27 protein-coding genes and 1 pseudogene are annotated in these 21,167 nt (G+C 65.6%); 9 read left to right on the top strand and 19 right to left on the bottom strand.

From position 1 onward, the window contains the following. Positions 1-370: 370 nt before the first annotated feature. The 3 genes from BM249_RS11510 to BM249_RS11520 form a co-directional block, all read right to left on the bottom strand. Complete coding sequence (locus BM249_RS11510; RefSeq protein ID WP_091972025.1) at positions 371-2,584, bottom strand: ParB/RepB/Spo0J family partition protein; 2,214 nt, start codon at positions 2,582-2,584, stop codon at positions 371-373. 119 nt (positions 2,585-2,703) lie between these two features. Next, the gene (locus BM249_RS11515; RefSeq protein ID WP_244528711.1) at positions 2,704-3,192 is read right to left on the bottom strand and encodes a hypothetical protein; all 489 of its coding nucleotides are present in this window, start codon (positions 3,190-3,192) and stop codon (positions 2,704-2,706) included. A 55-nt stretch (positions 3,193-3,247) separates the two neighbouring features. Beyond that, complete coding sequence (locus BM249_RS11520) at positions 3,248-3,532, bottom strand: hypothetical protein (RefSeq protein ID WP_091972029.1); 285 nt, start codon at positions 3,530-3,532, stop codon at positions 3,248-3,250. Positions 3,533-4,264: 732 nt separating this feature from the next. Here BM249_RS11520 and BM249_RS11530 point away from each other — a divergent pair. Further along, positions 4,265-4,534 (top strand): hypothetical protein, encoded by a 270-nt coding sequence (locus BM249_RS11530; RefSeq protein ID WP_342029855.1) that lies wholly within the window; start codon positions 4,265-4,267, stop codon positions 4,532-4,534. A gap of 11 nt (positions 4,535-4,545) precedes the next feature. Here BM249_RS11530 and BM249_RS11535 read toward each other — a convergent pair whose 3' ends face one another. Then, entirely contained in the window at positions 4,546-5,532 is a 987-nt protein-coding gene (locus BM249_RS11535; RefSeq protein WP_091972035.1) for a hypothetical protein, read from the bottom strand. Continuing rightward, the gene (locus BM249_RS11540; RefSeq protein ID WP_091972037.1) at positions 5,532-6,557 is read right to left on the bottom strand and encodes an ArdC family protein; all 1,026 of its coding nucleotides are present in this window, start codon (positions 6,555-6,557) and stop codon (positions 5,532-5,534) included. The genes BM249_RS11535 and BM249_RS11540 overlap by 1 nt, the downstream gene beginning before the upstream one ends. Positions 6,558-6,939: 382 nt before the next feature. On the opposite strand from BM249_RS11540, the gene BM249_RS11545 reads away from it, so the two are divergent. Continuing rightward, on the top strand, positions 6,940-8,613 hold the full coding sequence (locus BM249_RS11545) for a methyl-accepting chemotaxis protein (RefSeq protein WP_091972039.1): 1,674 nt from the start codon (positions 6,940-6,942) through the stop codon (positions 8,611-8,613). Positions 8,614-8,679: 66 nt separating this feature from the next. Here BM249_RS11545 and BM249_RS22135 read toward each other — a convergent pair whose 3' ends face one another. From BM249_RS22135 to BM249_RS11590, 10 genes are all read right to left on the bottom strand, one after another. Next, positions 8,680-8,811 carry a hypothetical protein gene (locus BM249_RS22135; RefSeq protein ID WP_280142666.1) on the bottom strand — a complete coding sequence of 44 codons (132 nt, stop codon included), beginning with the start codon at positions 8,809-8,811 and terminating at the stop codon, positions 8,680-8,682. 170 nt (positions 8,812-8,981) lie between these two features. Beyond that, positions 8,982-9,353 carry a DUF736 domain-containing protein gene (locus BM249_RS11555; protein WP_091972102.1) on the bottom strand — a complete coding sequence of 124 codons (372 nt, stop codon included), beginning with the start codon at positions 9,351-9,353 and terminating at the stop codon, positions 8,982-8,984. 866 nt (positions 9,354-10,219) lie between these two features. Next, positions 10,220-10,663, bottom strand: coding sequence for a hypothetical protein (locus BM249_RS11565; protein ID WP_091972043.1), 444 nt, complete (start codon positions 10,661-10,663; stop codon positions 10,220-10,222). Continuing rightward, complete coding sequence (locus tag BM249_RS21270) at positions 10,660-11,046, bottom strand: hypothetical protein (RefSeq protein ID WP_143103740.1); 387 nt, start codon at positions 11,044-11,046, stop codon at positions 10,660-10,662. The genes BM249_RS11565 and BM249_RS21270 overlap by 4 nt, the downstream gene beginning before the upstream one ends. Then, positions 11,043-11,456 (bottom strand): hypothetical protein, encoded by a 414-nt coding sequence (locus tag BM249_RS11570; RefSeq protein ID WP_143103741.1) that lies wholly within the window; start codon positions 11,454-11,456, stop codon positions 11,043-11,045. The genes BM249_RS21270 and BM249_RS11570 overlap by 4 nt, the downstream gene beginning before the upstream one ends. Positions 11,457-11,601: 145 nt before the next feature. Continuing rightward, on the bottom strand, positions 11,602-11,772 hold the full coding sequence (locus BM249_RS21680) for a hypothetical protein (protein WP_177232396.1): 171 nt from the start codon (positions 11,770-11,772) through the stop codon (positions 11,602-11,604). Positions 11,773-12,013: 241 nt separating this feature from the next. Then, the gene (locus BM249_RS11575) at positions 12,014-12,436 is read right to left on the bottom strand and encodes a hypothetical protein (RefSeq protein WP_244528712.1); all 423 of its coding nucleotides are present in this window, start codon (positions 12,434-12,436) and stop codon (positions 12,014-12,016) included. A gap of 1 nt (position 12,437) precedes the next feature. Further along, positions 12,438-12,695, bottom strand: a complete 258-nt coding sequence (locus BM249_RS11580; protein ID WP_091972049.1) for a type II toxin-antitoxin system prevent-host-death family antitoxin — start codon at positions 12,693-12,695, stop codon at positions 12,438-12,440. A gap of 70 nt (positions 12,696-12,765) precedes the next feature. After that, on the bottom strand, positions 12,766-13,152 hold the full coding sequence (locus tag BM249_RS11585) for a hypothetical protein (protein ID WP_091972051.1): 387 nt from the start codon (positions 13,150-13,152) through the stop codon (positions 12,766-12,768). After that, on the bottom strand, positions 13,149-13,691 hold the full coding sequence (locus tag BM249_RS11590; protein ID WP_091972053.1) for a hypothetical protein: 543 nt from the start codon (positions 13,689-13,691) through the stop codon (positions 13,149-13,151). Before BM249_RS11590 ends, BM249_RS11585 begins: the two co-directional genes overlap by 4 nt. Positions 13,692-13,889: 198 nt before the next feature. Here BM249_RS11590 and BM249_RS11595 point away from each other — a divergent pair, with 198 nt between their 5' ends. From BM249_RS11595 to BM249_RS11615, 5 genes and pseudogenes are all read left to right on the top strand, one after another. Beyond that, a complete protein-coding gene (locus BM249_RS11595; RefSeq protein WP_091972055.1) occupies positions 13,890-14,198 on the top strand; it encodes a hypothetical protein in 309 nt (102 codons plus the stop codon). A 75-nt stretch (positions 14,199-14,273) separates the two neighbouring features. Beyond that, positions 14,274-14,705, top strand: a complete 432-nt coding sequence (locus tag BM249_RS11600; RefSeq protein WP_091972057.1) for a hypothetical protein — start codon at positions 14,274-14,276, stop codon at positions 14,703-14,705. Beyond that, a complete protein-coding gene (locus tag BM249_RS11605) occupies positions 14,705-15,181 on the top strand; it encodes a hypothetical protein (protein ID WP_244528713.1) in 477 nt (158 codons plus the stop codon). Before BM249_RS11600 ends, BM249_RS11605 begins: the two co-directional genes overlap by 1 nt. Before the next feature lie 162 nt (positions 15,182-15,343). Then, positions 15,344-15,868, top strand: coding sequence for a Ros/MucR family transcriptional regulator (locus BM249_RS11610; protein ID WP_091972059.1), 525 nt, complete (start codon positions 15,344-15,346; stop codon positions 15,866-15,868). Positions 15,869-15,958: 90 nt separating this feature from the next. Further along, positions 15,959-16,137, top strand: a pseudogene (locus tag BM249_RS11615) (transposase); the annotation flags it as partial. Between the two features lie 783 nt (positions 16,138-16,920). On the opposite strand, the gene BM249_RS11620 reads toward BM249_RS11615, so the two are convergent. The 4 genes from BM249_RS11620 to BM249_RS21685 all read right to left on the bottom strand — a co-directional run bounded on the left by BM249_RS11620 (position 16,921) and on the right by BM249_RS21685 (position 19,744). After that, entirely contained in the window at positions 16,921-17,427 is a 507-nt protein-coding gene (locus BM249_RS11620) for a recombinase family protein (RefSeq protein ID WP_091972061.1), read from the bottom strand. A gap of 241 nt (positions 17,428-17,668) precedes the next feature. After that, positions 17,669-18,430 (bottom strand): hypothetical protein, encoded by a 762-nt coding sequence (locus tag BM249_RS21275; RefSeq protein ID WP_143103742.1) that lies wholly within the window; start codon positions 18,428-18,430, stop codon positions 17,669-17,671. 10 nt (positions 18,431-18,440) lie between these two features. Continuing rightward, positions 18,441-19,535 (bottom strand): ComEC/Rec2 family competence protein, encoded by a 1,095-nt coding sequence (locus BM249_RS11625; RefSeq protein WP_091972063.1) that lies wholly within the window; start codon positions 19,533-19,535, stop codon positions 18,441-18,443. A gap of 62 nt (positions 19,536-19,597) precedes the next feature. Then, entirely contained in the window at positions 19,598-19,744 is a 147-nt protein-coding gene (locus tag BM249_RS21685) for a DUF4113 domain-containing protein (RefSeq protein WP_177232397.1), read from the bottom strand. Positions 19,745-19,845: 101 nt separating this feature from the next. On the opposite strand from BM249_RS21685, the gene BM249_RS11635 reads away from it, so the two are divergent. Both BM249_RS11635 and BM249_RS11640 read left to right on the top strand, forming a co-directional pair. Continuing rightward, entirely contained in the window at positions 19,846-20,613 is a 768-nt protein-coding gene (locus BM249_RS11635) for a helix-turn-helix domain-containing protein (RefSeq protein WP_091972065.1), read from the top strand. 23 nt (positions 20,614-20,636) lie between these two features. After that, positions 20,637-21,053, top strand: a complete 417-nt coding sequence (locus tag BM249_RS11640) for a VOC family protein (protein ID WP_244528715.1) — start codon at positions 20,637-20,639, stop codon at positions 21,051-21,053. Positions 21,054-21,167 lie beyond the last annotated feature (114 nt).

Genomic DNA, 21,167 nt, shown 5'->3' on the forward strand with positions numbered 1-21,167 from the left:
CGGCGGTTGGTGCACGACAGATAACCCTGCACCAAACGTCCACGTCGCGGATTTTCAATGGATGTGATTCTGTGACCCACAAACACCCCAAATGGCATCGGTATATGGACCGCAGGAAGCGCGCAGGCTGGAAGCGCATCATCTTATTCGTTCATAAGGACGACGAGGATCTCGTTCGACGCTTCGTGGCGCGCCTTGTGGCTCGCCGTATGCCCCCCTCTGATCAGGATGGAACAGCCGCGTGATCGATTGGGGTTCTGGCTCCCCGCCGCTTACGTGGCTTGCCGGGCCATTCTCGTAAAAAAACCCCGAGCCGCGAAGCTCGGGGGGGGCGGCGTCGCCGGGGCAACGCCGAGGGTAACTTAGGGGACTACTCGGCCGCGATGGCGTAGGCGTTCGAGTCGAGCCCGTCCGGGTCCGCGGCCTGCGTGACGTCGGCGAGGAAGGCCGGGAGATCCTCGGTTGGTTCTTCCACCGCTTGGGCAGCCCCACCGGCTCCGGCCGGCTCATCGGTCCCGACGACCGCGCCGTCAGGAACGGGCGCCCCCTCGATGTCGAGGCCGGGGGTGCGCAGCAAATCGGGCAGCCAGCCGCTACCGGCCATCAGCCGCTCGGCCTCGCGCGCCATGTCCCCCTTCTTGAGGCCTTCGAGCAGGCGCGCCGTGTCCTCGCCCTTGGCCTCGCGGATGGCGGCGAGGATCCGGGTCTTGGTGACGCGGCCGAAGTAGTTGGCCGCCGTCGGCGTCCAGTCGCGGGTCATGTCGAGCCCGACGAGGTTGGCCAGCCGGTCGGCGTGCGGGAGTGCGTCGAGACGCCGGTCCAAGGGGCTGTGCATGGCGTTGACGCTCAAGCCCGCGCAGAGCGCGAACAGTTCGGTGCGCTCCTCCGGCGCCAGGGCGATTAGGAAGTCCCAGATCGCGTGGTCGTCCGCAGGCAGTCGCTTGGCCCAGGCCTCGCGCCGTGCATCGAGGGCGGTCGCCGGCCGGAAGGCATCGAGGCCTTGCACGGTGTGATCGACCCGGCTCGACCTGGTCGAGATCTCCAGGCAGGTGCCGGTGCGGCAGGCGAGGACGAGGACCCGGATCACCATGGCGTGCAGGACCGCGATGAAGGCGGCTTCGGGATCGTCCGCCAGAGCCTCGCGCAGGGCGATGGTGCGGTAGCTGGTCAGCTCGGTTCGGTGCTGCTCCGAGAGCGGCCGGTCGGTCTCCTCCGGTTCGGCCACGGGACTCGACGACGCCGAGCCGCTGCCGATGGTGATGATCGTGCGCATCACACCCGGCTCCGGCCGGACGGCCTGGCCATCCACCCCCGCCTCCGGTGCATCCGCATCGACGGGCTGCGTAACGCCCACCGGCGCCTCCCCCTCCGGGGCTACGACGGGTTCGTCCTCCGGCCGGACATACCCGCGCCGCACCGACGGCCGACCGTCATAGTCGAGGGTGACGAAGGCCCCGCCGATCGCGATGTCGGCCGGGTCGTAGACGGTGCAGCGCCGCTCGTACTCGGCGATCTCCGCCTCCAGCTCGTCCAGCCGCTCGGCGACCTCGTCCGGGATGTCGTCGCCGAAGCCGTATGCGTCGTTGAGCTCATCGTAGCTGGCGACCGTTGCCTCGAAGTCGGCCTCCTCGGCCTCGGTCAGCCCGGAGTGGGTCGGCAGGATGCGCAGGCCGTAGGTGCGCCCCGGCATCAGCGACAGCGATACCTCGATCCACTTCCACCCCTCCTTAGCCACCTCCGCGCCGACGGCGGCGAGCTTCTCCTCGGCCAGCCGGTCGAGCAGGGCCGCATCCTGGAACCAGCCGTCGCCGCGCTCGGCGAACAGGTCGCGCAGGACGGTGCCGCCCGCGGCGACGTAGGCCTCTTCGCCGACGAAACGGGCGCGGTGGTCACCCACGCTCACGGTGCGCTCGGTCAGGGCCTGCCGGATCGACCAGTTGGTCACCCCGCCCCGCTTGGACAGGGCCTCCCAGACCTGCACCTGGCGCGCCTGGTCCTCCGTGACGGAGAACGCCATCAGGGCTTCCAGGGTCAGATCCCCGGCCGCGTAGGCGTCGAGCAGGGCCGGGCTGATGTCGGCCAGCCGCAGGCGCTGGCGTACGATCTTCTCCGACACGAAGAACCGGGCGGCGATGTCGGCCTCGGGCATGCCACCGTCGGCCAGCGCCTTGAACGCCCGGAACTGGTCGAGCGGGTGCAGGGCCTCGCGCATGGCGTTCTCGGCGATCGAGTCCTCGGTCGCGCTGATCGCGCTGTCGGCCGGGCGGACGATGCAGGGGACCTTCATGCCCTTGGTCATGCGCCGGGTCTTCACGAGGTGTTCGAGCGCGCGGAAGCGGCGCCCCCCGGCCGGCACCTCGTAGCGACCGGTCTCCTGGCCCTGGCCGTCGAGGATCGGGCGCACGCTCAAGGACTGGAGCAGGCCACGATGGGCGATGTCCTCGGCCAGGTCCTCGATGCTCATGCCCCCGGCCACCCGGCGCACGTTCGCCTGGCTCAGGGACAGCTTCTCGAACGGGATCGCGGTCGCCTCGGTCAGCGTGATCTTGGCGGCGGTCTTCGTGGTGGCCTTCGGGCTGGTCATGGTGGCATCGTCCCTGTCTGCGGGCGGCCGGGAACCTCTCTCCCAGCCTCGAAACCCTCACGCAGGCGAAGCCCCCCTCTGCCTCTGGGAGGGGAGCCGCGGGGCCGGACCGAGCCGGATCAGGCGCTGTCCGCCGCCAAGCTCAAAGGTGGGACGGTGGCGGCGTCGGCCTGTCCGAGATGATCGATCAGCTCGGCCAGGGTCTGACCGCCCTGGTGCCAGCGCCTTAGGGCCGCCCACGTCATCATCGGCGCGCCGGCCTCGTCGGCGGCTTCCTCGACCGGCCTCTCCAGACCGGGGCGCCAGTATTCCAGACCGGCCCCGAACTGCCCGACCCGGGCGACCCACGCCCGATGCCAGGTCAGGCCGTGCGTCCGGCAGAAGGCGTCGAGGTCGGGGGTGTTTCCGAAGTTCTGAAGGGCCTCCAGAGTGAGGCTGGTGCCCCTGGTCAGGGCGTCGCGGACGTCGAGGTCGGCATCCGCGAAGTACGCTGTCGCCGCCGCGATCAGCGCCTCGACCGCCCCCTGCCCCTTCAGAACGCCCCCGATGGTCACGGTGGTCATCACGTATTCGCCCATGGTCCCCTCCTGCGCGCGGCGATCCCGCACGGGCGAAGGGCCTCCCTCGTGCTCGGAGGGAGGCCGGATCGGGCTGCCGATCGCCTCAGAGACTGCCCAGAGGGACGCCGATCCTGCCCAGAGCGGCGCCTTCGGCCTCGCCGGGTGCGCAGTCGATCTTCGTCGCCATGACCCCGGCCCAGCCGAGGTTACGCAGGCCGATCAGGGCCGAGAGGGCCTTCGGCACGTCGCCGGCGAGATGATCGCGGGCCGCCTCGACCGACGCGACCGTTCCGGTGCGGGTCAGATGGGTCGCCGCCGCTTCGAGCACGGCGCTGCGATCCTGGACCGCCAGGTCGAGGGTCATGGTGAAGTGCGATGCCTCGGGCATATCGGCCTCCTCGGGATCGCGGGGCCGGGAGCCTCTCTCTCGACCTGACGATCCTTCTACCTGGAATAGCTCCTCTCGGACTCTGGATTGAGGGCGGTCCCACGCTTATCATCGGTGCGGGGCGGTACGCGCCGCCCTGGGGCGTGGAAACCCCATGACAAGCGGTTTGGTGCCGGCCGTTACGGCACCGGAATCCTTGACCCTTCGGGTCGGGGAGCCTGCGACGCATGTCCAGGCGCCCCGGTGCTAAAGGTCGTAGGGACCGTCTTGTCACGGTTTTCCAACTCCCCGGCTGTGGGTGTCGAGGCTCGTTTGCGGGGGCGTACCGCGGACACGGGCCTGCGGTGGGGCAGCCGATGGAGCCGTCACAAGATCCCGCTGGATTTCATCCGAGGGCTCTCACCGAGCTTGGAAGCGCTTACCTTCAGCTTAAGTCTGAGCACGACCAGCGCAGGCACGAGCCCTATTTTACTCTTTCCTTGCTCAATCTAGGTCGCATTCTCGACATTCTCGGCTGGCGCCCGCCGGACAACACGCCCTCGGACTCAGGCACTTGATCCGCGCCTGTACCACTTCGATCAGAGGAACAACCTCAGCGAAGAGCCGAACTTGTCGAGACGACCATCCCCGGACGACAAATTTGTATCGCAGCGCCTTCGCACCATACGAAGGTTGCTTGGCGTGCGCTTGGGCGGAGCTTCCGGTGCCATTGGCGTCACGATACAGCAATACTTGAGGTACGAGACCGGCAATGCGCGGATCAGTTGCGGCAAGCTGTACACAATCGCCCGCACGTTCGGAGTGCCGATCAGCGCTTTCTTCAGGGACACGAGCATCGAAAACTATGCCGATGAATCAGACACCGAGATGAGATCGCTGTTCCGGGACGACCTCTGCCTCGATCTGCTTCGGGCCTACGAGGCCATCCCATCGAGATTCCAGCGACGGAAGGTGCTCGACATCGTGCGCGCCGCCGCCAGGATCAAGGCGACAGAGCGATGATGGAGTGCCCGCTACGGCGGCGAGCGCGGCGATGGGCCCGCGTGCGGGCACGAGCCTATGTCATGCTTCGCCGCCATGGCAGCAACGCCTATTACATCGCCCGCCATCGGGCCCGGCGCCCACGAGGACGGCGGATTTGGTTCTGGACGCAGGTCGCGCTCGAGTTGGCCCGCCTGGAGGGCCGGGAGATCGGCGTCAGCACAAGCGACCGCTGGCGCTGATCCTTCGATCGACCGGCCGGGGAGACCGGCGATCGGATCGATGCGCCGCACGACCACCGGCCGGGTGTCGGTAGCCCGGGCCAAACGGGTGATCCGCTGGAGATCCTCATCCGAGCACGGGCCGCGCACCTCGATATCGACCCAATGCCCACTTCTCCCGACATGGCTGTCGCGCAGGCGATGGTTCGACGAGGTGTAGAAGCTCTCGTTCGGCTCGATCAGCCGTACGCGCGAGGTCAGGAACAGGATTCCCGAGCCGAGATTGCCGCAGAACAGCCGCTCGTCGGCGCCGACGGTCATCGGGCCACCGCCGACCGTGCGCTGGCCGATCTGCCGGAACGCCTCGGCGAAGCTCGCCGGGTTCGGCGTCGTGCGGGGATTCAGCGCGTGTGCCGCCCCCCAAGGCGGCCGCTCCGGATCGATCCGGCCGGTCGCGATCTCATGGAGCAGGGTGCCGAAGTAGCTCGGGTCGGCCGGATACGGGCAGACCCGCCACAGCGCCCGGATCGCGCGGCGCCGGGCGGCATCGAGGGCGAACAGGCGGGCGCGGACCCGGCGCCAGGACGCGGCCCGCTGCCGGCGTCCCTCCTGCTGCTGGCGCTCCCACTGGCCGGTGCGGCGAACCATCTCCTCGTCGACGCCGAGCTGGCGCTCGGCGATGGCCGGGGCGAACAGCGGCAAGGCTGCCTGCTCGCGCTCCCTCTTGCGCCGGTAGGCCGCGCGTTTGCGCGGCGTGTCCTCGAAGGGTGTGGGCCGGGGCCAGGGCTTGAAGCGCATCAGGCCGCCTCCCGCTCCGGCTCGGCCGAAGCACGCACTTCCTCGTCTCCGGTGTCGTCGCCAGCCTCCCCGTCATCGAGAGCCAGGTCGGCCGGAAGGTGACCGAGCAGCCAGTCGGCCGAGCGGCTGGCCAAGCCCGCCGCCTGAACGATGGCGCGGGGATCGGAGCGCAGCACGTCGAGCCATGTGGCGATGTAGTCGGCGTGGCGCACCGTCGGAACGATCCCGAGGCTGGCGCAGACATAGGCCGCCGAGATCTCGGCCACCAACTCCTCGCGCGCGTACCCTTCGCTGCCGTAGCGGCCGGTGAAGTCGCGGGCGAGCCGGGAGGGATGGCCCGTGGCGTGGGACATCTCATGGGCTGCGGTCCGGTGAAAGTTCACCGGCTCGTGGAAGGCCTGCGGCGGCGGCAGGACGATCGCGTCGTCGGCCGGGCGGTAGAACGCCATCTGGCCGCCGAGATGGATGGTCAGGCCGCTGGCCTGCATCAGCGCGCGGAAACGCGGCTCGATCAGATCCTCGCGCGGCGGCGGCGGCGGCACGTAGAGGTCTTCGGGCAGGCCGTCGCACTGCGCGGCGTTGAACACCGTGTATTGCTTCAGGAAGGCGATCGAGCGTGCCTCCTCGCCCTCCTTCGCAGCCCGCTCGCGCTCCTGCTCGGGCGTGAAGCGGTCGGCGTAGACGACGGGCGTGCCCTTCTCGCCCCGACGGACGCAGCCCCCGAGGCCGAGCGCCTGCTTGAAGGTAAGCCAGCGCTGGGTCGGGTAGGCCAGGGCGGTGCCGCTGGCCCAGAGCAACATCACGTTGATGCCGGAATACGCCCGGTTCGTCGCCGCGTTGCGCGGCATCCCGACGGTGGCGGTGCCGGGCAGATCGCCCCACGGCTGCACCCATGGCACCCTGCCCTCCTCGAGCTGGGCGACGATGGTATCGGTGATGCGCCGGTACAGATCGACGCGCGGAGCTGGAGCGGCGTCGGCGCGCGCGGAAGACGGTTTCCGGGACGAGGACGAGCGGCGGGCCATCGGCGGAGCTTTCGCGACGGGCGCCGGAGCCTCTCCCCAGCCTGATCTCCCGTCACTCCGGCCCGGCCGTCTCTACCTCTTGCCCCCGTGTCCGCCGGGCTTCCGGCCCGAGGGGGCGGCTCCGGCACAGCCGATCTCCGAGCGTCATGCCCGCACGAGGCCTTCCGCTGCACGGAGCATGACGATCAATCCAAATTGCAACTAAAACATGCAAATTAAGTCCATGTTATTACAATCCCGAACGATTGATAATTTATAAACCATCATGTGTGAATTTTTAAGAAAATGGGGATTAAGAGTGCCTCACAAAACTCCCGTCCCTGGACGGTTCTCGCTCTCAAGACGACGGTGCAGCGGGAGTTTTGTGAGAGACACTAAATTGATGACATCCATTCGCTTCCGCCTGACGGCCTCCGTCATAGCGTTGATTGCATTGCTTGCGCTGAACATATCACTTGGACTGTATGGTACATACAGATCAGGCTTGAGCATCAACGCGCTCTACAGCGATCGTATTGTGCCCCTACGTGAACTGAAGATTGTCTCAGACAAGTACGCCGTCGATATCGTCGACACCTCACACAAGATCAACAACGGCAACATCGCCTGGGCCGAGGGCGCGCCCATCATCGCCGACGCACAGAAGAGCATCGGGAAGATTTGGGCATCCTATCTGGCGTCGGACCTGTCGGAAGCGGAGAAGCGCCTCGTCGCCGATACGCAGAAAGCCATGGTGGTCGCCGATGCTGCCGTGAAGGACCTGTCCGGCATCCTGGCCAAGGGCGACAAGACTCAGTTGGCCGACTTCGAGCGCAACCGGCTCTACCAGGCTATCGATCCCGTCAGTTCCGCCGTCCAGGCCCTGATCGATCTGCAGATCAAGGAAAGCCAGAACATCTATGAGCAATTCACCTCCCGTTCGGAGGTTATGAAAGCTCTGCGGATCGTCACCATCCTCATCGGCCTCGCCGTCGCCGCCCTCGCCCTGTACACCGTCCTGCGCGGTGTCCTGGCCCCCCTCGGCGCCATCACGCAGATGATGCGGCGGCTGGCCGACGGCGACGTGGCGCAGCCGGTCCCCGGTCTCGGGCGCGGCGACGAGATCGGCGGCATGGCGGCCTCGGTGCAGGTGTTCAAGGACAACATGATCCGCACCCGCCAGTTGGAGGAGGAGACGGCGCTCGCCCGCGCCTCGGCCGAGGCGCAGCGCAAGGCCGGCATGCGCGACATGGCGGATCGCTTCGAGCAGGCGGTGGGCGGCATCGTCGGCCTGGTCTCGTCCTCGGCGACCGAGCTGCAGGCCACCGCCCAGCAGATGACCGCGACGGCGCAGCAGACCGCCAGCCAGTCCGGCACCGTGGCGGCGGCCGCCGAGGAGGCCGCCACCAACGTCAACACGGTGGCGGCGGCGGCCGAGGAGCTCGGCGCCTCGGTCCAGGAGATCGGCCGGCAGGTAACCGGCTCGGCCGAACTGGCGCAGGCGGCCGTGGGCGACGCCGACCAGACCACCGCCCTGGTCCAGGCGCTGAGCCAGAGTTCGGCGCGCATCGGCGAGATGGTCGGGATGATCTCGGGCATTGCCAGCCAGACCAACCTGCTGGCGCTCAACGCCACGATCGAGGCGGCCCGGGCCGGTGAGGCGGGCCGTGGCTTCGCGGTGGTGGCGGCCGAGGTGAAGAGCCTGGCCGAGCAGACCGCCAAGGCGACGGAGGAGATCCGCCACCAGATCGGCCAGATCCAGGGCGTGACCGGTCAGGCGGTGACGGCGATCGGTGGGATCACCGGTCGGATCCGCGAGATCGACGACGTGGCCACCTCGATCGCGGCGGCGGTGGAGCAGCAGGGGGCGGCGACGCAGGAGATCGTGCGCAACGTGGCGCAGGCCTCGGCCGGCACCCACGCGGTCACCGGCAACATCGCCGGGGTGGCGCAGGCCTCGGAGGAGACCGGGGTGGCGGCCGGTCAAGTTCTGGCGGCGGCCTCCGAGCTGTCGCGGCAATCCGAGCATCTTGGCGTCGAGGTCCAGCGCTTCCTCGCCACCGTCCGCGCCGCCTGAACCGAACGCACGGAGCCGGTCATCCGGCGGCGTCGGCCCGCGCCCCGGCGCGGGCCGAGATCTCGATCAGCTCAGCTTGATGAGGGCGGCGAGGGCGGCAAAGCCCGCCGCGACGATGCCCCCGAGGCGCACCGTCATCTGGAGCGTCTGAAGCTCCAGGGCGAGGCGCAGATCCTCTTTCGTGACGAGTTCGACCATGATGAACTCCCGGGCTGCCGTGGCGTGCGCCTCGGCATGCTCTTAGGCGATGCCGGCCTCACGCAGGGCCTTGGAATATCCGAGCGTATCGAACGCGAAAGTCATTTCCGTGTCTCCGTGTCGCGCTGGAGCGGCCCCGCCCGGCCGGGCGGGGCGGCGATGGCCTCGGTTCAGTTCCGGCGGCTGCGGGTGTTCGAGCGACCCTCGGAGCGGCTCTTCGAGCGCTGGTCGGATTTCGGGGTGGAGCGGCTCCAGATCACCGAGTGGGTGCGGCCGTCCTCCTCCTCGAACAGGCCGGCGAAGAGCGGAGCCGGCAGGCTCGGATCGTCGATCTTGAGCGAGATGTAGTCCCGCCCCTCGTTGGAGCGCTTGGCCCAGCCGGCGCCGATCTCGATCTTGCCGAGAAAGATCCGGTGGGTCGGCGCGTGCTCGCCGCCGCGGCTCTCCTCCACGATCGCGACCTTGGAGGCCTGGATGGTCAGGGTGGTGATGCTGCCGGTGAAGCCGTTCTCGGTGCGGGTGAAGGTGCCAATGGTCGCCATGGTCATGATCCTCGTTCCAGTGCTCTCGGCCGCGCCGTCGGGGCCTCGATGGCGGTCGGTGAGCCGGAGGTGTCCCGGCGCCGCACCTGCCTTGGCAGGCCGCAGCGCAGCGGAGGACGGCAGGGGACGGGTTTGTTGGTCCGCGAGGAGCCGCCTTAGGCGGCGGGGAAGAAACCCGGCCCCCGCCGTTGCGGTGGTCCCGGGCGCCCCGGATAGACACGCCCATCCAAGAGGCCCACGGGCGCGGCCGTGCGTCAGGACGCAAGCAGAACCCTGGCCGGCTCGGGATCGACCACGCCAGGGGAAAACGACGCCGCCTCGCTCCCTCACGCCGTCAACGAGTTCGCCGCGTCAGAGGGAATCCGGTGTGACGCCGCTCTTCGCCACGCTGAGATTTGCAAGGCCTACGGGAAAGCCGCCAAGACGGGCTGCGCGACGGCAGGCGCCGGGCTCGCCTGCCGAACGGCCCGCCGTCGGCGTTCACGCCAAACCCTTCGGTCAGGCTGAAGGGACCGGCCCCAAGACGATTCGAGCTTGGCGGCGCGCTGTTAGCAAATTCGTTCGAGCGCTGAGCTGCCAGCTCCCGGTCTACGAGGCGGTTTCAATCGCCTTTCTCGCGAGGGGGCCTAGACCCGCCGCCTGGCAGGCGGCGACCGGTCACCGCACCCGCGCCGCCGCCTCGATCAGCACGCGCTCTAGAACGGCGCGATCCGTCTCACCTTCTTGTCGCACGACGTCCAGAGCGTGGGCAGCCGTAGGCGAGAGTGCCGTTTGCAGCCTCTTGCCTCCGGCCTCGATGAGGCGGCGTCGGTGATTTGCTGCGCGCTCGGCGTCCGAGGCCGTGATTGCCTTGCGGGGGCGGGGCATCAGGCCTCCCGTTCCATCCACGCCCATCCCAGCACGCGGGCTTGGACGATCAAGTCGGTAACCTCGTCGCGTGGACGGTCCCGCATTTGATCGGCCAGCACGAGCCCGCACCACGGCGCGGCGGGCGGCGCCGCGGGATCGGTCGCGAGCGACGCGCCCGGCACTGCCTCGTGGAGTGTGCGCCAGAGCGGCGCCGAGATGCGCCCGTGTCCTGCGATGCCGACGGCGGCACGCGGTCCGGCCCTGTCCGAGATCGTAACCAGGGCGCCGCGCCGAAGATGCTTGACCTGCACGAGACCAAGCCCGTCGACCGCCTGGGGCTCGCTCAGATCGAGCAGCGGGCGAGTGACGACCAGCGCGGCTTCCGTGACATCGCGGCGGTAGGAGGGCCGCCCGCCGCCCTGGTTGAGCACGATCTGCCAGATGTAGGCGGGGGCGGTCATCGGTAGAGTGCAATCTGCTGCATCGTGAGGAAGCGGATGCGCGGCAGTACCGCGCGGAGCCGGCGCCAATGCTCGGCCGGGATCACGTAGACGCCAGGATCGCAATCCGAACGGATGCGTCGCTCAACACGCGCGCCGGGGATCGCGCGCAACAGGTCCACGATTGATGCCGTTGCAGGCACGACGCGGATAACTCGCTCGCCGGGCGACGGAAGGCACCAGTATCTACTCCATCCGCCCAATGGCGGCCGAACCGGGCGACGCGCGTCCGGCCCAGATTGCGGCTCGGCCGGACGAACCGGCCGTCCGTCGAGGCTGGCCCACGGCGACCAGTCCTCGAAAAAGGCCGCGTCTGCCTCTCGCTGGTGGATGTGGTCGCTCATAGGTCGCGGTACGGGTTGAACCCCTCACCGCCCTCGTTCATGCCGCGATCATAGGCCGTCGCAGCCTGACGCCGAGCCTCCGCAGCCGAGGCGATGTCGCGCTGCCAAGCCCTGAACCGCTCGACCTCGTGCGCAGCCGCTGCAAAGTCGATCGTGGTGACGGCGATGGTAGTCGACTGACCGTCGAGATTGCCGCGCACGAGGCCGGCGAGTTCGCCACTCTCAATGCGGGACATGAGCGACTGGGCGCGGGCGCGCATGAAGTGCTGGGGATTTCCGAGCAGCAACTCGGCCGAGAAAAATTCGGCGTGGCGGCCGTTGAGGCGCCAAACCTGCCCGTCGCAGGTGATCGTGAACCGCTCGTGCGTGCGAACCGTGATCGGGGCGCTGTGGGCGAAATCGGCCATCATCGTCATCCTGCCTGCATGGAACCCCGAGGCGCGGGTATCGGCGCATTGCCGATGAGTTATCGTGACAGGTCACGGTAATGGCATCAAGGGAGTTTTGCTGGTCCCGTGCGGTCGGCGAGGCAGGTTCGCGCCCCTCGCGCGAGGCTCATGCCTCGTAGGGATCGAACTCGGTGACGACGCTGGCGGGATCGCCCTCGAACTCGTCCGAGGTGACGACGGCGTACCCGACATCGGAGCGGAACACGGTGACCGGGACCATCAGGGAGAGCGAGAGGCTGTGGGCGTAGCTGTTCGCGAGGCTGAGATCGGTCGCCATGGGGTCGGGCTCCTGTTGGAGCGGGGGTGATCCCCGCTCGACAGCGCCCCAGGAGGCCGGGAGTGGCCGCGATCACCGCGAGAGGCGTCAGCCGGAGCGGCCGCCCGCTTGCGGAGCGGACCCCTTGAGGGTTGATCGTGGAAGGCCGCGACGGCCTATCGGGGTTGCTGCGAGAGAGCGGGGTCGAGCCACGCCGGCTGCGCCCGACATCGACATGCATCGATCTCTTCGTGATCGGCTGTCACAGGGTGCGATCGATCCGCCCCCGCGCGGCCGTGAAGAGCGGGCGGATCGCGGCCCGGATCTGGTTCATGAAGCCGGGCCCGAACGCGCCCCGTACCGTCTGGTTCGGATCGAAGTGGAAGGACCGCTCGGCGACGTCGTAATTGTACTCGCTCACCGTGATCCAGCCCTGCTTCAGGGTCGACAGGCCGGCCCGGCGCAGTTCGAGCACCGGGATCTCGAGCGCGACCTGGTTGTCGCCCGGCGGTGTTCCGGAGATGGCCAGCAGAACGAGATGGGTCAGCCCCTGGGCCTGATCGGGCACGGTGATGGCAAGGCAGGTCGGACGATCCTTGGGCGCGTTGAACCGACCGTCCTCGCTCTGCCACCGCCACAGGTAGGGATAGGTGATGACCGAGCCCGACGGAAAAGCAGCGGCCATCCTAGTCGCTCCCATGCTCGGCGGATTGCCGGTCGAGTTCGCCGAGGATGCGAAGGGCCAGGTCGGGTGGCGTCTCTCCGGCCGCGAAGGCGCGGCGCGGATCGGCCTGCTCGGTCAGTTGCCGAAAGGTGTCGGCCGAGAGGACGACGAGCGAGGGCCGGCCGTGCTTGGTCAAGGTCAGAGGCGCACGGCGCGCCTCGTCGTGGTAGCGGCCGAAATGACGGAGAAACTCCGCCGTCGTGACGGTCTTATCCGGCATGGTGTGCCCCTCCTGAGTTGTCAGGTTATACATATAACTCAGAAAATACGGCCCTGAACCATCCGCACGGTCACAGATCGAGATCCTCCTGCAGGAAGCGGGCGGGGATCGCCTCCTCGTGGCCCTCCCAGACGATGCGGTCGCCCTGCCAGATCGTGACGTAGCCACCGCCCTTCGGCATCGGCGGAGGTGGCGCGGCCTCGAAGTTCGCGCAGCCGAACTCGCCGTTGGTCGCCGCGAAGGATGGCCTGGGGTTGTTGCCGATCAGGACGCGGTCGCAGGCGCCGGTCGGCCGCCGGACCCGGCGGCGCGACAGGCCGAGCTGGAACCACTCGTAGGCCCGCTGCTCCTCTTGCGAGGGAGCCTTCCAGTGCCGGCAGTGCTTGCACCGGCCGGGGCGGAGGTCGGCCGGCTCGTCGAGCGCCGGGCCGCCGTTGTGCCCGCGCGGCGCGGTCACGACAGGCCTCCACGCGCGCTATCCACCTCACATAGCCAGGACCGCAGGTTCTGGCGCATCCGGCCGATCGGCCCGTTGATGATGTGGATGCGGGCGTCGCCCCGCACGCAGCCCCTATCGACGAAACCGCGCACGAAGGCCTGCATCACCGCGAGGTAGAGCTGCCCTCCGACCAGCGCGATCTCCCCGAACGGCTCGGCACCGTGGCGGGTCAGCCCGGCGATCTCGGCGCCGGCATGGATCCCATAGGTGTCGGGCCGCCGCGGCGACGGCGGCCGGGGCCAGCGCGTGGTCATGCCACCGGCGATCATCCGGTCGGCGAGATCCCGCGTCAGCCGTGCGTCGTAGTCGGCGATCGGCGTCGTCGCGTCACGGAAGCCGTAATGGGCCGAGAGGAAGGCGACCCGGGCGCGCCGGCCGTCGGGATCGGCGGCGCGCAGGGTGCGCCAGAGCGGGCCATCGTAGCGCGCGATCGCCGGCATGCGCTCGGCATCGGGGCGCTTGGTCGCCGAGCAGGCAAGGATCAGGAGGCGGGCCATAGCCGAGCTTTCGCGACGGGCGCCGGAGCCTCTCTCCGATCTCGATCCCGTCACCGCTCCCTCGGCCTCCTCTGCCTCCTGTGTCGCCACGGCGGCCGCGACAGGTCGGCAGGCCTGGGGTATGCGCCCCGGATGTCAGTCTCCCCTTCCACCGTAACCCGCACGGATCTGCCCGTTTGGCGCGACCGGATCGAACGGATGAGCCCGGCGACCTCCCCCTGCCCCGGTCTGCACGGCGAGAGCTGGCAGCGGGTGCATGCCGGCATGCTGGAGTTCCTCGACCGGCTCGGAGCGGAGGCGGTCGATCTCGGTTGGACCGCACCCGATCTGTTCGGGGTCCACCCAACCGCCGGGGTCTTCCGGGTCGATCATTGCGGAGCCTTGGTTCTGGATTGCGCCAAGGCGGAATGGATCGATGCGACGCGGATCGGCTTCGGCAACCTGACCTACAATCGGGACAAGCCCGGGCGGCCGGAGGGCGTGCCGATCTGGGCGATCCGCCCCTGACGGGCCGACACTCCCACCACGAAGTGGAGATAGGGGGATTCGCCCTCGACTCGGCCGTGGTAGCGTGGCCGGATCGTGCCGATCCGCCCCGAACACCGCCACTTCTATCCCATCGACTGGCCGCAGCTCTCGGCGGTGATCCGCTTCGGCCGGGCCGGCGGGCGCTGCGAGGCCTGCGGGCGGCCGCACGGCCAGGTGATCGTCTGCCTCGACGAGGGGACGTGGTACGACGCGGAGGCCGGGCACTGGCGCTCCGACCGCGGGCGGCCCCTGCGTCGTCCGCCTGGGCTCGAGGCGCTGTCCCGGGCTCGGTTGACGGTGCCGATCCTGGCGACGTGCCACCGCGCCCACGACACCAGCCTGAACGGCGACAAGGATCTCGCGGCCTGGTGCCAGCGCTGCCACCTGATCCACGACCGGCCCGAACACTTGCGCCGACGGCGGATCACATATCTGCGCCGTCGGGCGCTCGGCGACCTGTTCCTCGGGCCGTATCCGGTGTCGTGATGCGCATGACGGCTTCGTCCGACCGCCATCGCCTGGCCACCCAGATGCAGGGCAAAGACCGCGACCTGCTTGCGGCGTTCCTGCTCGACAGCGGGACCGGGATCGGTCTCAACCCGTTCCCGTCGACCACGGCGGGCGCGGCCCGCCAGAACTGTGCAGGGCTGGCGTTCGAGTATCCGATCCTCGGGGTCCAGTCGGCCGGGCTGACTTGCTTGCTGAAGGCGCTGGCGGCCTTGCCGCCCGCCACGCGGCTGACGCGGCGCATCCTGAGATCCGCGTCTCACACCTGCATCGTGCTGATGAGGGAAGACGGCGCGTGCGTCGGGGCGTACCTCTACGCAAAGGCGGGCGTGCCCCTGCCGGTGTTCACCGGTTCGACCACGGGTTCGACGCCTCGCAAGAGCCGGGGTCGACAATCTGCGGTTCAGCGCCAGCTCAGGGCCCAGCAACTCGACCTGTTCGTCGACGTGGCTTGAGGGCCCTTTGGGCGACATTCGTCGATCGGCAGAAGCCAGTCTGGCCGCTCATGGCGACACACTCCGTCTACTGGAAAAGTAGAGATCTTCGGACAAAATTGATCGACTTTGCTGCAAGAGCACGCTTTAGATCAGACACGATGAATATTCTGGATCGACCTAATGACCGGAACCGGATCGTACCAAGCTGCTGATCTCATCGAACTGAGCACCAGCATCGTGACTGCCTACGTCGCCAACAACTCGATACCTGCGAGCGAACTCGTCAATCTCCTGGGAAGCGTTCACGCGGCTGTGAAGGGGATCAGCGAGGGAGGGGCCGAAGCCTCCCCGAAGGACGAGGTGGTGAAGCGGCCCCCCGGCCAGATCAAGAGATCCATCACCCCGGATGCCCTGATCAGTTTCGAGGACGGCAAGGCCTACAAGACCCTGCGCCGGCACCTCACGACCCGTGGGCTCACCCCCGAGGGATACCGAGCGAAGTGGGGCCTCCCGCACGACTATCCCATGACCGCAGCCAACTACTCGACGGCCCGTTCTAAACTCGCTCGTTCGCTGGGGCTTGGCACGATGCGATATGGGTCGGGCAAAGATGTGAAAGCCAAGGCTGACGAGGTCAGATCCGAGGCCGCCGTCGAGGCAAAGTCGAAGCGTGCGGAGCGACCGCGCAAAGCCGCTGCCGAGTGATACGGGTGGACGGTACGGCTTCGGTCGCGGCCTTCCCCCTCGATCATCCGGGTAAGCCCGTATCCCTCTACGATTACGCTCCCGTGCTGCATCCAGTACGTCCTGCGCACTGGCTGCGCGTGGCGGCACCTGCCACTCGATTTTCCGACCTGGCCCACCATTACCGCTGGTTCCTGCGGTTGTCGAAGGTCGGTGTGTTCGAGCGCCTTGCCCACGCCCTGACCATGGCCGATCGCGAGCGCTCCGGGTGCAAGGCCAGTCCAACCGGCGCCATCCTCGACCGACAGGCCGCTCGGTTCGCGCTCTAAGGGGGGGTCAGAAAAATAAACTCCACGGATACCAAAAGAAAAAACAAAGGCATTCGGAGGGAGAAGCGGGGCAGGCAGTGGCAGGACGTCAACCATAGGTGCCGTACGGAATGGCCTTCCGAACTGATCAAACCGGGAGGCTGTCAGGCATGAGCAAGGTCCCATTCGGCTACATCACGGGTCCCTACTACACGTACGAGATCTCTACTTGGATAGGGCCAGGGCGAGACCGGATGGAGGTCATGTACGTCGGGCGCGGGCGCAAAGGCCGTGCGAAGGCGTACTATCGCCTATCCAAGCGCAAAGGCGTTGATCGCTACCTCAATCCGAAAACCCACAACCCAGGGCTAGATGCGGCTATGGCTCTCATCCGTCAGATGGGATGCGAGCCGGGGATCGTAGCGCACGATCACGGCGCCGACCTCGGGGCGTGCAAACGCCACGAGCAGGAGCTTATCCGCAAGCATGGTCGCAGAGATCAGGGTACGGGCACGCTCTACAACCGGAACGGTGGCGGTTGATCACCGGACGGTTTGCTACGGGTAGCAAAGGGTCGAGTGTGTGAAAAGGGGTTGAAGGTTCACCCCTCCCAGGTCTGGGCTCAAGCCATTGAAATAAAATCTATATTCCGCTTTGAGGTAGGGTCACGATCGGCGCCGATCGTGACCCTACCCCGATCTCGATTTTCGCAGATCAGATACTGCGTTAGCAAAGTTTTTGCCGGGGTCATGCTTCGACGCCGATTCATAAGCCGTCAGCGAGCCGCTGGCGCACCTCCCGCTGTTGAGCCGGGGTGAGCTTGTGCTTCGGCCCCCCGGTCTTGCCGCCGGCCGCCTTCACACGGGCGCGTCCCTCGGCGGTACGAGTCAGGATCATCTCTCGCTCGATCTCGGCCATGCCGCCCATGACGGCCAGCATCATCTTGCCCTCGGCCGTCCCGGTGTCGGTCCAGGACTGAGCGAGCGAGCGGAAGCGTCCCCCGGCCTCGTGGATGCGCTGGATAATAGCAAACAGGTCGAACAGGGATCGCGCCAGCAGGTCGATCCGAGTGACCACCACCACGTCCCCCGGCTGAACCTCTCGGAGGAGGCGATTCAGTTCGCGCCGGTCGCCACTCCTACCGCTGACCTTCTCTCGATAGATCGGATGGCACCCCGCAGCCGCAAGCTGGTCGAGCTGCACCTCAAGCGTCTGCCCCACGGTCGAAACGCGGGCATATCCGAGGGAACGAAGGGGCGCGATTGTGGACATGAGTTATGGACAACGTAACCCCTTGCGATCATAGGGGCAAGTTTGATGTCCATAACTTGTAAGTTATGAGCATTGCCGGTGCGCGAGTTCCGCACCGGACTTATGGACCTAGCAAGGGGCTGAAACGCTACCGGCCCGGAGGCGGTGCGAAACTCATGACTTTTGCACCAGACGATCTCGCAACAGACACCATCCTACCACCCCGGCCGCCGTCCCCCGGAAGGCGACTAGATCGGGGCGGCTATTGGCGGGAAGGACTAGGGTTCCGTGGCGTTCCACTCTTCTGCTCGCACTGTTCCAGAAACCTCTTAGCGTAAGCAGCGGAGGCATCTTCCACAAATCCAGGCCTAATTACAAACAGCCAAGCCGCAAGTGCGCATGCAAAAAGGATCTCAACCACCAAAGCGGCAACGATCTGATCTTTATTCCCAGAAATCCAGCACATATAGCCGTTAGCGACTATCGCTAACCCTAGGAAGAATATCGCTACTGGTTTGAGCCCTAAAAGATTGCGTCTAAAGCCGTAAGAAATGTTTTCAGAGAGCAGCCCCGACGCTTTAGCGTTTGGCCGGGTGTAGATAAGCAACCAATCAACAGCGGCTCTAAAAGCCTCATAAGCTGCTTCTGGATTTGCCTGCTCTTCCTCATGGGTTGGAATGGGCTGGCCCTTCTTCCGCAGAAATGCGTGATAACGCAGTTTACTGTTGGCTGGCAATTCATTGTTATTATGGCAAAGTAAACTCGCGGTTTTTGCTCGGCCGACACGTCGCCCTAGTCGATTTTCAACAGTGCGGCCACGATACCTGACCACTTGAGCGAGCAAATAAATCCCTCCAAAGGTGACAGCTATGGATAGAAGCCCGCCTATCATTGTCCAGGCTGGGGGAAACCATAGAATTACGATGGCGAATACCGGCAATATGCACAACAACGCAGGATATAGCCGCGCATTTCGATCGTAACGATCAAGTCCGCTGTTGCGGATTATGCTCTCAAAATCCATTGGCAACTGCCTATTCCTCCATTTCGTCAGGATAGGGTACGTGCTTCACGGGCCCCCATCCCTCACGGGGAGGCGCATTGTGGCTTGTACGAACACCGCCAGGCTCTCCTTCTGTGGTGGTCCATTTGGCGCCACGATGCTTGAAAGCTCGAACCACTACTTTTCTTGGATGGTCTTCATCCTCATCTGCCGCGCTTACAACAGAAGTGAAGGTTTCCTGTCCCTGCGCAGGCTCGCTTGCCAATCGCGGCCCAAACCATCTATCAAGCATTTCTGTCGAAACGTTATGACGTCCGCCATGATGCGGAACCTGAAACCTATCGACGCCACCGGGAAGACTCAAACCTAAATAGGGGGCATAGTCAGCGGCCTCAGCCAAACCATCCCTACCTGTATCTGCGGTTAGTACGATGTTCTTCCCGCACAACCGCGCAAACTGAACAACGCTCATCTCATTTTCATTACTTGTGCCGTCACTAGGGAAATCTTCTGCACCCCACCCTCGGCGAATTAAACTTTTGGCCCGTTTGGCCGCTTCTACCAAAAATTGCCCCGCTATGCCCAAAAAGCTGTCTTCAACGACGTGCTCAGGTGTCTTGGCCGAGGTAACAACTAGGTCTAAGTATCGTTCTGGGGTTGGAGCCATGACGGTGAAGGCGCCAATCTGCGCGCCTTGGAATGGTTCCCTAATTTCAATCCCGCGCTCGTTTGCGATTTCCTCAAGACGAGCAATGTATGGATATGCCTTTTTGAGCTTATTTTTCAGATTTTCAGGATTTGTGTAACGCTCGAAGCGAGGCATAAGATGGTCTATGTAGTTCCATGGCAATAGAACCCAAAGCGTGCCTACGCTAAAGCTTTCTAAGATCGTGGCTAGTCCTTGCGCATGATCTTGATCCGGGTGAGTTGCAACAACATGGTCTATGAAGCCCGGACGATCATAATGCTTGTTTATATGAGAAACTAGCTTAGGACCTGTCGCCTCATATCCTCCGTCAACAACGTGAATGTATTGCTCGCCACCTTGCTCATATCTAATGGATATTGCGTCGCCGCTCTTGGAGGTATGAACCTCCAAAAAATCAATCTCAAAAAAATCTGCCATTCCCTAAGTCTCCCGTTTCCTCAAGGTTGCATACTGTTCACCATTTGTTCAATCCCAAAGTGTTAGATTGCCAGCAGCTCTCCCCATCGGGTTGTGTACCGCTGGCTCAGAAACTCCGCCTTGAGGTTCCAGCCCCGCGCCATGCCGCTGCACGCGAACCGCACCCGGTCGCGCCCGTGGCGGCGGTTGATCTCGTCCACGAGCTCCATCAGGCGCACCCGCTGCGGGGTGTCGGGCTGGATGGGTGCGCTACATGAAACGGGCACAGATATACGGTAAGGCATCGATACCCTAACGCGAGACGGTGTTGATGCAGCGCAGCTACCAGGAAGATTCGAAGGCGGTCTGGCATCCCCTCGCGATAGAAACCATATGGCGTTCATTCGCGGTATGTGACGGCCATCACAGGGTTCTTCCCGATGGGCGATGCGATATCATCCTGCGGTTTCCGTCTGATGGCCTGAAACCGTCCGGGGCCATTGCAGTGCGGATCGCTGGGCCATCCACACGCTTCCATCTTGTACCGATCAGCGCAGGGACGGCGTTCGTGGGCGTGCGATTGCGTCCGGGCATGGCGGGTGGCGTGCTGGCACTCAATCCGGGATCGATCGTCGATCGCGTCCTGATGGATGACGAGGCCATGACGGCACTTCCCGCGCTTGCTGAGTTATGTCGGCCCGCCGCCAGTATTGATGCCCTGACCGAACGGCTCGGCCTGTTCGTCGCTGGGCGGTTTCGCCTGTCGCATGTCGATCCGCTGACTACGTCCATGATCGACATGCTGCATGTCACCGGAGGACGCATGCCGATCGCGGAACTGGCCAAGCTGCACGATATGGATGTTCGAACCGCTCGACGCCGGATCACCGCTGCGACGGGGTTGGGACCGAAGCAACTCGCCGCGATCATCCGATTTCATCGCGCGCTTCGCCTCCGTCACGCAGGCCTCGGGTCTGCGAATGCCGCCATAGAGGCTGGTTATGCCGATCAGGCGCACATGTCCCGTACGTTTCGCCAGATGGGGGGCATCGGTTCAGCGCGGCTGCCGGAACTCGCACTTGCCGGCCTGACGTCGTGAATGTCCGATTTGTTCAAGACGATATGCCGCAGGCGTATCATATGTGCGGCATGAAACTCGGATACACCATCATCTACGTCGCCGACGTGCTTGCCACGATCGATTTTTATGAACGCGCCTTCGGCCTGAAGCGTCGCTTCGTCCACGAGAGCAACCTCTATGCCGAACTCGATACCGGGGAGACCGTGCTCGCTTTTGCTGGTGAACCCATGGCGGAAATGAACGGCCTGGCGATCCGCCCCAACCGCACAGGCGATATCGCTTCCGGCTTTGAAATCGCGCTGGTCACGAACGATCCGCAGAAGGCCTATGAAAAGGCAGTCGGCGCGGGCGCGAACGGCGTTTCACCACCGGCCGAGAAGCCTTGGGGCCAAATCGTCGCTTACGTGCGTGACATCGATGGATGCCTGATCGAGATATGTTCGCCTGTCGCAGGGTGACAGATCAACGACCTGACCGGCGTGTATGCCCGGTTTGATCATCTGCCGACAAACAGGTGTTTTCCGACAGGCAGGTTTCGACCCTACTCGGTCATAGAAGCAAGCCAATGGCGG

The organism is Methylobacterium gossipiicola (assembly GCF_900113485.1).
GTDB lineage: Bacteria > Pseudomonadota > Alphaproteobacteria > Rhizobiales > Beijerinckiaceae > Methylobacterium > Methylobacterium gossipiicola.

What these genes read in the sequence shown, in the direction of transcription:
- BM249_RS11510 (WP_091972025.1), bottom strand. Translation starts at nt 2,584, where the DNA reads ATGACCAGCCCGAAGGCCACCACGAAGACCGCCGCCAAGATCACGCTG.
- BM249_RS11520 (WP_091972029.1), bottom strand. Translation starts at nt 3,532, where the DNA reads ATGCCCGAGGCATCGCACTTCACCATGACCCTCGACCTGGCGGTCCAG.
- BM249_RS11535 (WP_091972035.1), bottom strand. Translation starts at nt 5,532, where the DNA reads ATGCGCTTCAAGCCCTGGCCCCGGCCCACACCCTTCGAGGACACGCCG.
- BM249_RS11540 (WP_091972037.1), bottom strand. Translation starts at nt 6,557, where the DNA reads ATGGCCCGCCGCTCGTCCTCGTCCCGGAAACCGTCTTCCGCGCGCGCC.
- BM249_RS11545 (WP_091972039.1), top strand. Translation starts at nt 6,940, where the DNA reads ATGACATCCATTCGCTTCCGCCTGACGGCCTCCGTCATAGCGTTGATT.
- BM249_RS22135 (WP_280142666.1), bottom strand. Translation starts at nt 8,811, where the DNA reads ATGGTCGAACTCGTCACGAAAGAGGATCTGCGCCTCGCCCTGGAGCTT.
- BM249_RS11555 (WP_091972102.1), bottom strand. Translation starts at nt 9,353, where the DNA reads ATGGCGACCATTGGCACCTTCACCCGCACCGAGAACGGCTTCACCGGC.
- BM249_RS11565 (WP_091972043.1), bottom strand. Translation starts at nt 10,663, where the DNA reads ATGACCGCCCCCGCCTACATCTGGCAGATCGTGCTCAACCAGGGCGGC.
- BM249_RS21270 (WP_143103740.1), bottom strand. Translation starts at nt 11,046, where the DNA reads ATGAGCGACCACATCCACCAGCGAGAGGCAGACGCGGCCTTTTTCGAG.
- BM249_RS11570 (WP_143103741.1), bottom strand. Translation starts at nt 11,456, where the DNA reads ATGATGGCCGATTTCGCCCACAGCGCCCCGATCACGGTTCGCACGCAC.
- BM249_RS21680 (WP_177232396.1), bottom strand. Translation starts at nt 11,772, where the DNA reads ATGGCGACCGATCTCAGCCTCGCGAACAGCTACGCCCACAGCCTCTCG.
- BM249_RS11575 (WP_244528712.1), bottom strand. Translation starts at nt 12,436, where the DNA reads ATGGCCGCTGCTTTTCCGTCGGGCTCGGTCATCACCTATCCCTACCTG.
- BM249_RS11580 (WP_091972049.1), bottom strand. Translation starts at nt 12,695, where the DNA reads ATGCCGGATAAGACCGTCACGACGGCGGAGTTTCTCCGTCATTTCGGC.
- BM249_RS11590 (WP_091972053.1), bottom strand. Translation starts at nt 13,691, where the DNA reads ATGGCCCGCCTCCTGATCCTTGCCTGCTCGGCGACCAAGCGCCCCGAT.
- BM249_RS11595 (WP_091972055.1), top strand. Translation starts at nt 13,890, where the DNA reads ATGAGCCCGGCGACCTCCCCCTGCCCCGGTCTGCACGGCGAGAGCTGG.
- BM249_RS11605 (WP_244528713.1), top strand. Translation starts at nt 14,705, where the DNA reads ATGCGCATGACGGCTTCGTCCGACCGCCATCGCCTGGCCACCCAGATG.
- BM249_RS11610 (WP_091972059.1), top strand. Translation starts at nt 15,344, where the DNA reads ATGACCGGAACCGGATCGTACCAAGCTGCTGATCTCATCGAACTGAGC.
- BM249_RS11620 (WP_091972061.1), bottom strand. Translation starts at nt 17,427, where the DNA reads ATGTCCACAATCGCGCCCCTTCGTTCCCTCGGATATGCCCGCGTTTCG.
- BM249_RS21275 (WP_143103742.1), bottom strand. Translation starts at nt 18,430, where the DNA reads ATGGATTTTGAGAGCATAATCCGCAACAGCGGACTTGATCGTTACGAT.
- BM249_RS11625 (WP_091972063.1), bottom strand. Translation starts at nt 19,535, where the DNA reads ATGGCAGATTTTTTTGAGATTGATTTTTTGGAGGTTCATACCTCCAAG.
- BM249_RS21685 (WP_177232397.1), bottom strand. Translation starts at nt 19,744, where the DNA reads ATGGAGCTCGTGGACGAGATCAACCGCCGCCACGGGCGCGACCGGGTG.
- BM249_RS11635 (WP_091972065.1), top strand. Translation starts at nt 19,846, where the DNA reads ATGCAGCGCAGCTACCAGGAAGATTCGAAGGCGGTCTGGCATCCCCTC.
- BM249_RS11640 (WP_244528715.1), top strand. Translation starts at nt 20,637, where the DNA reads ATGCCGCAGGCGTATCATATGTGCGGCATGAAACTCGGATACACCATC.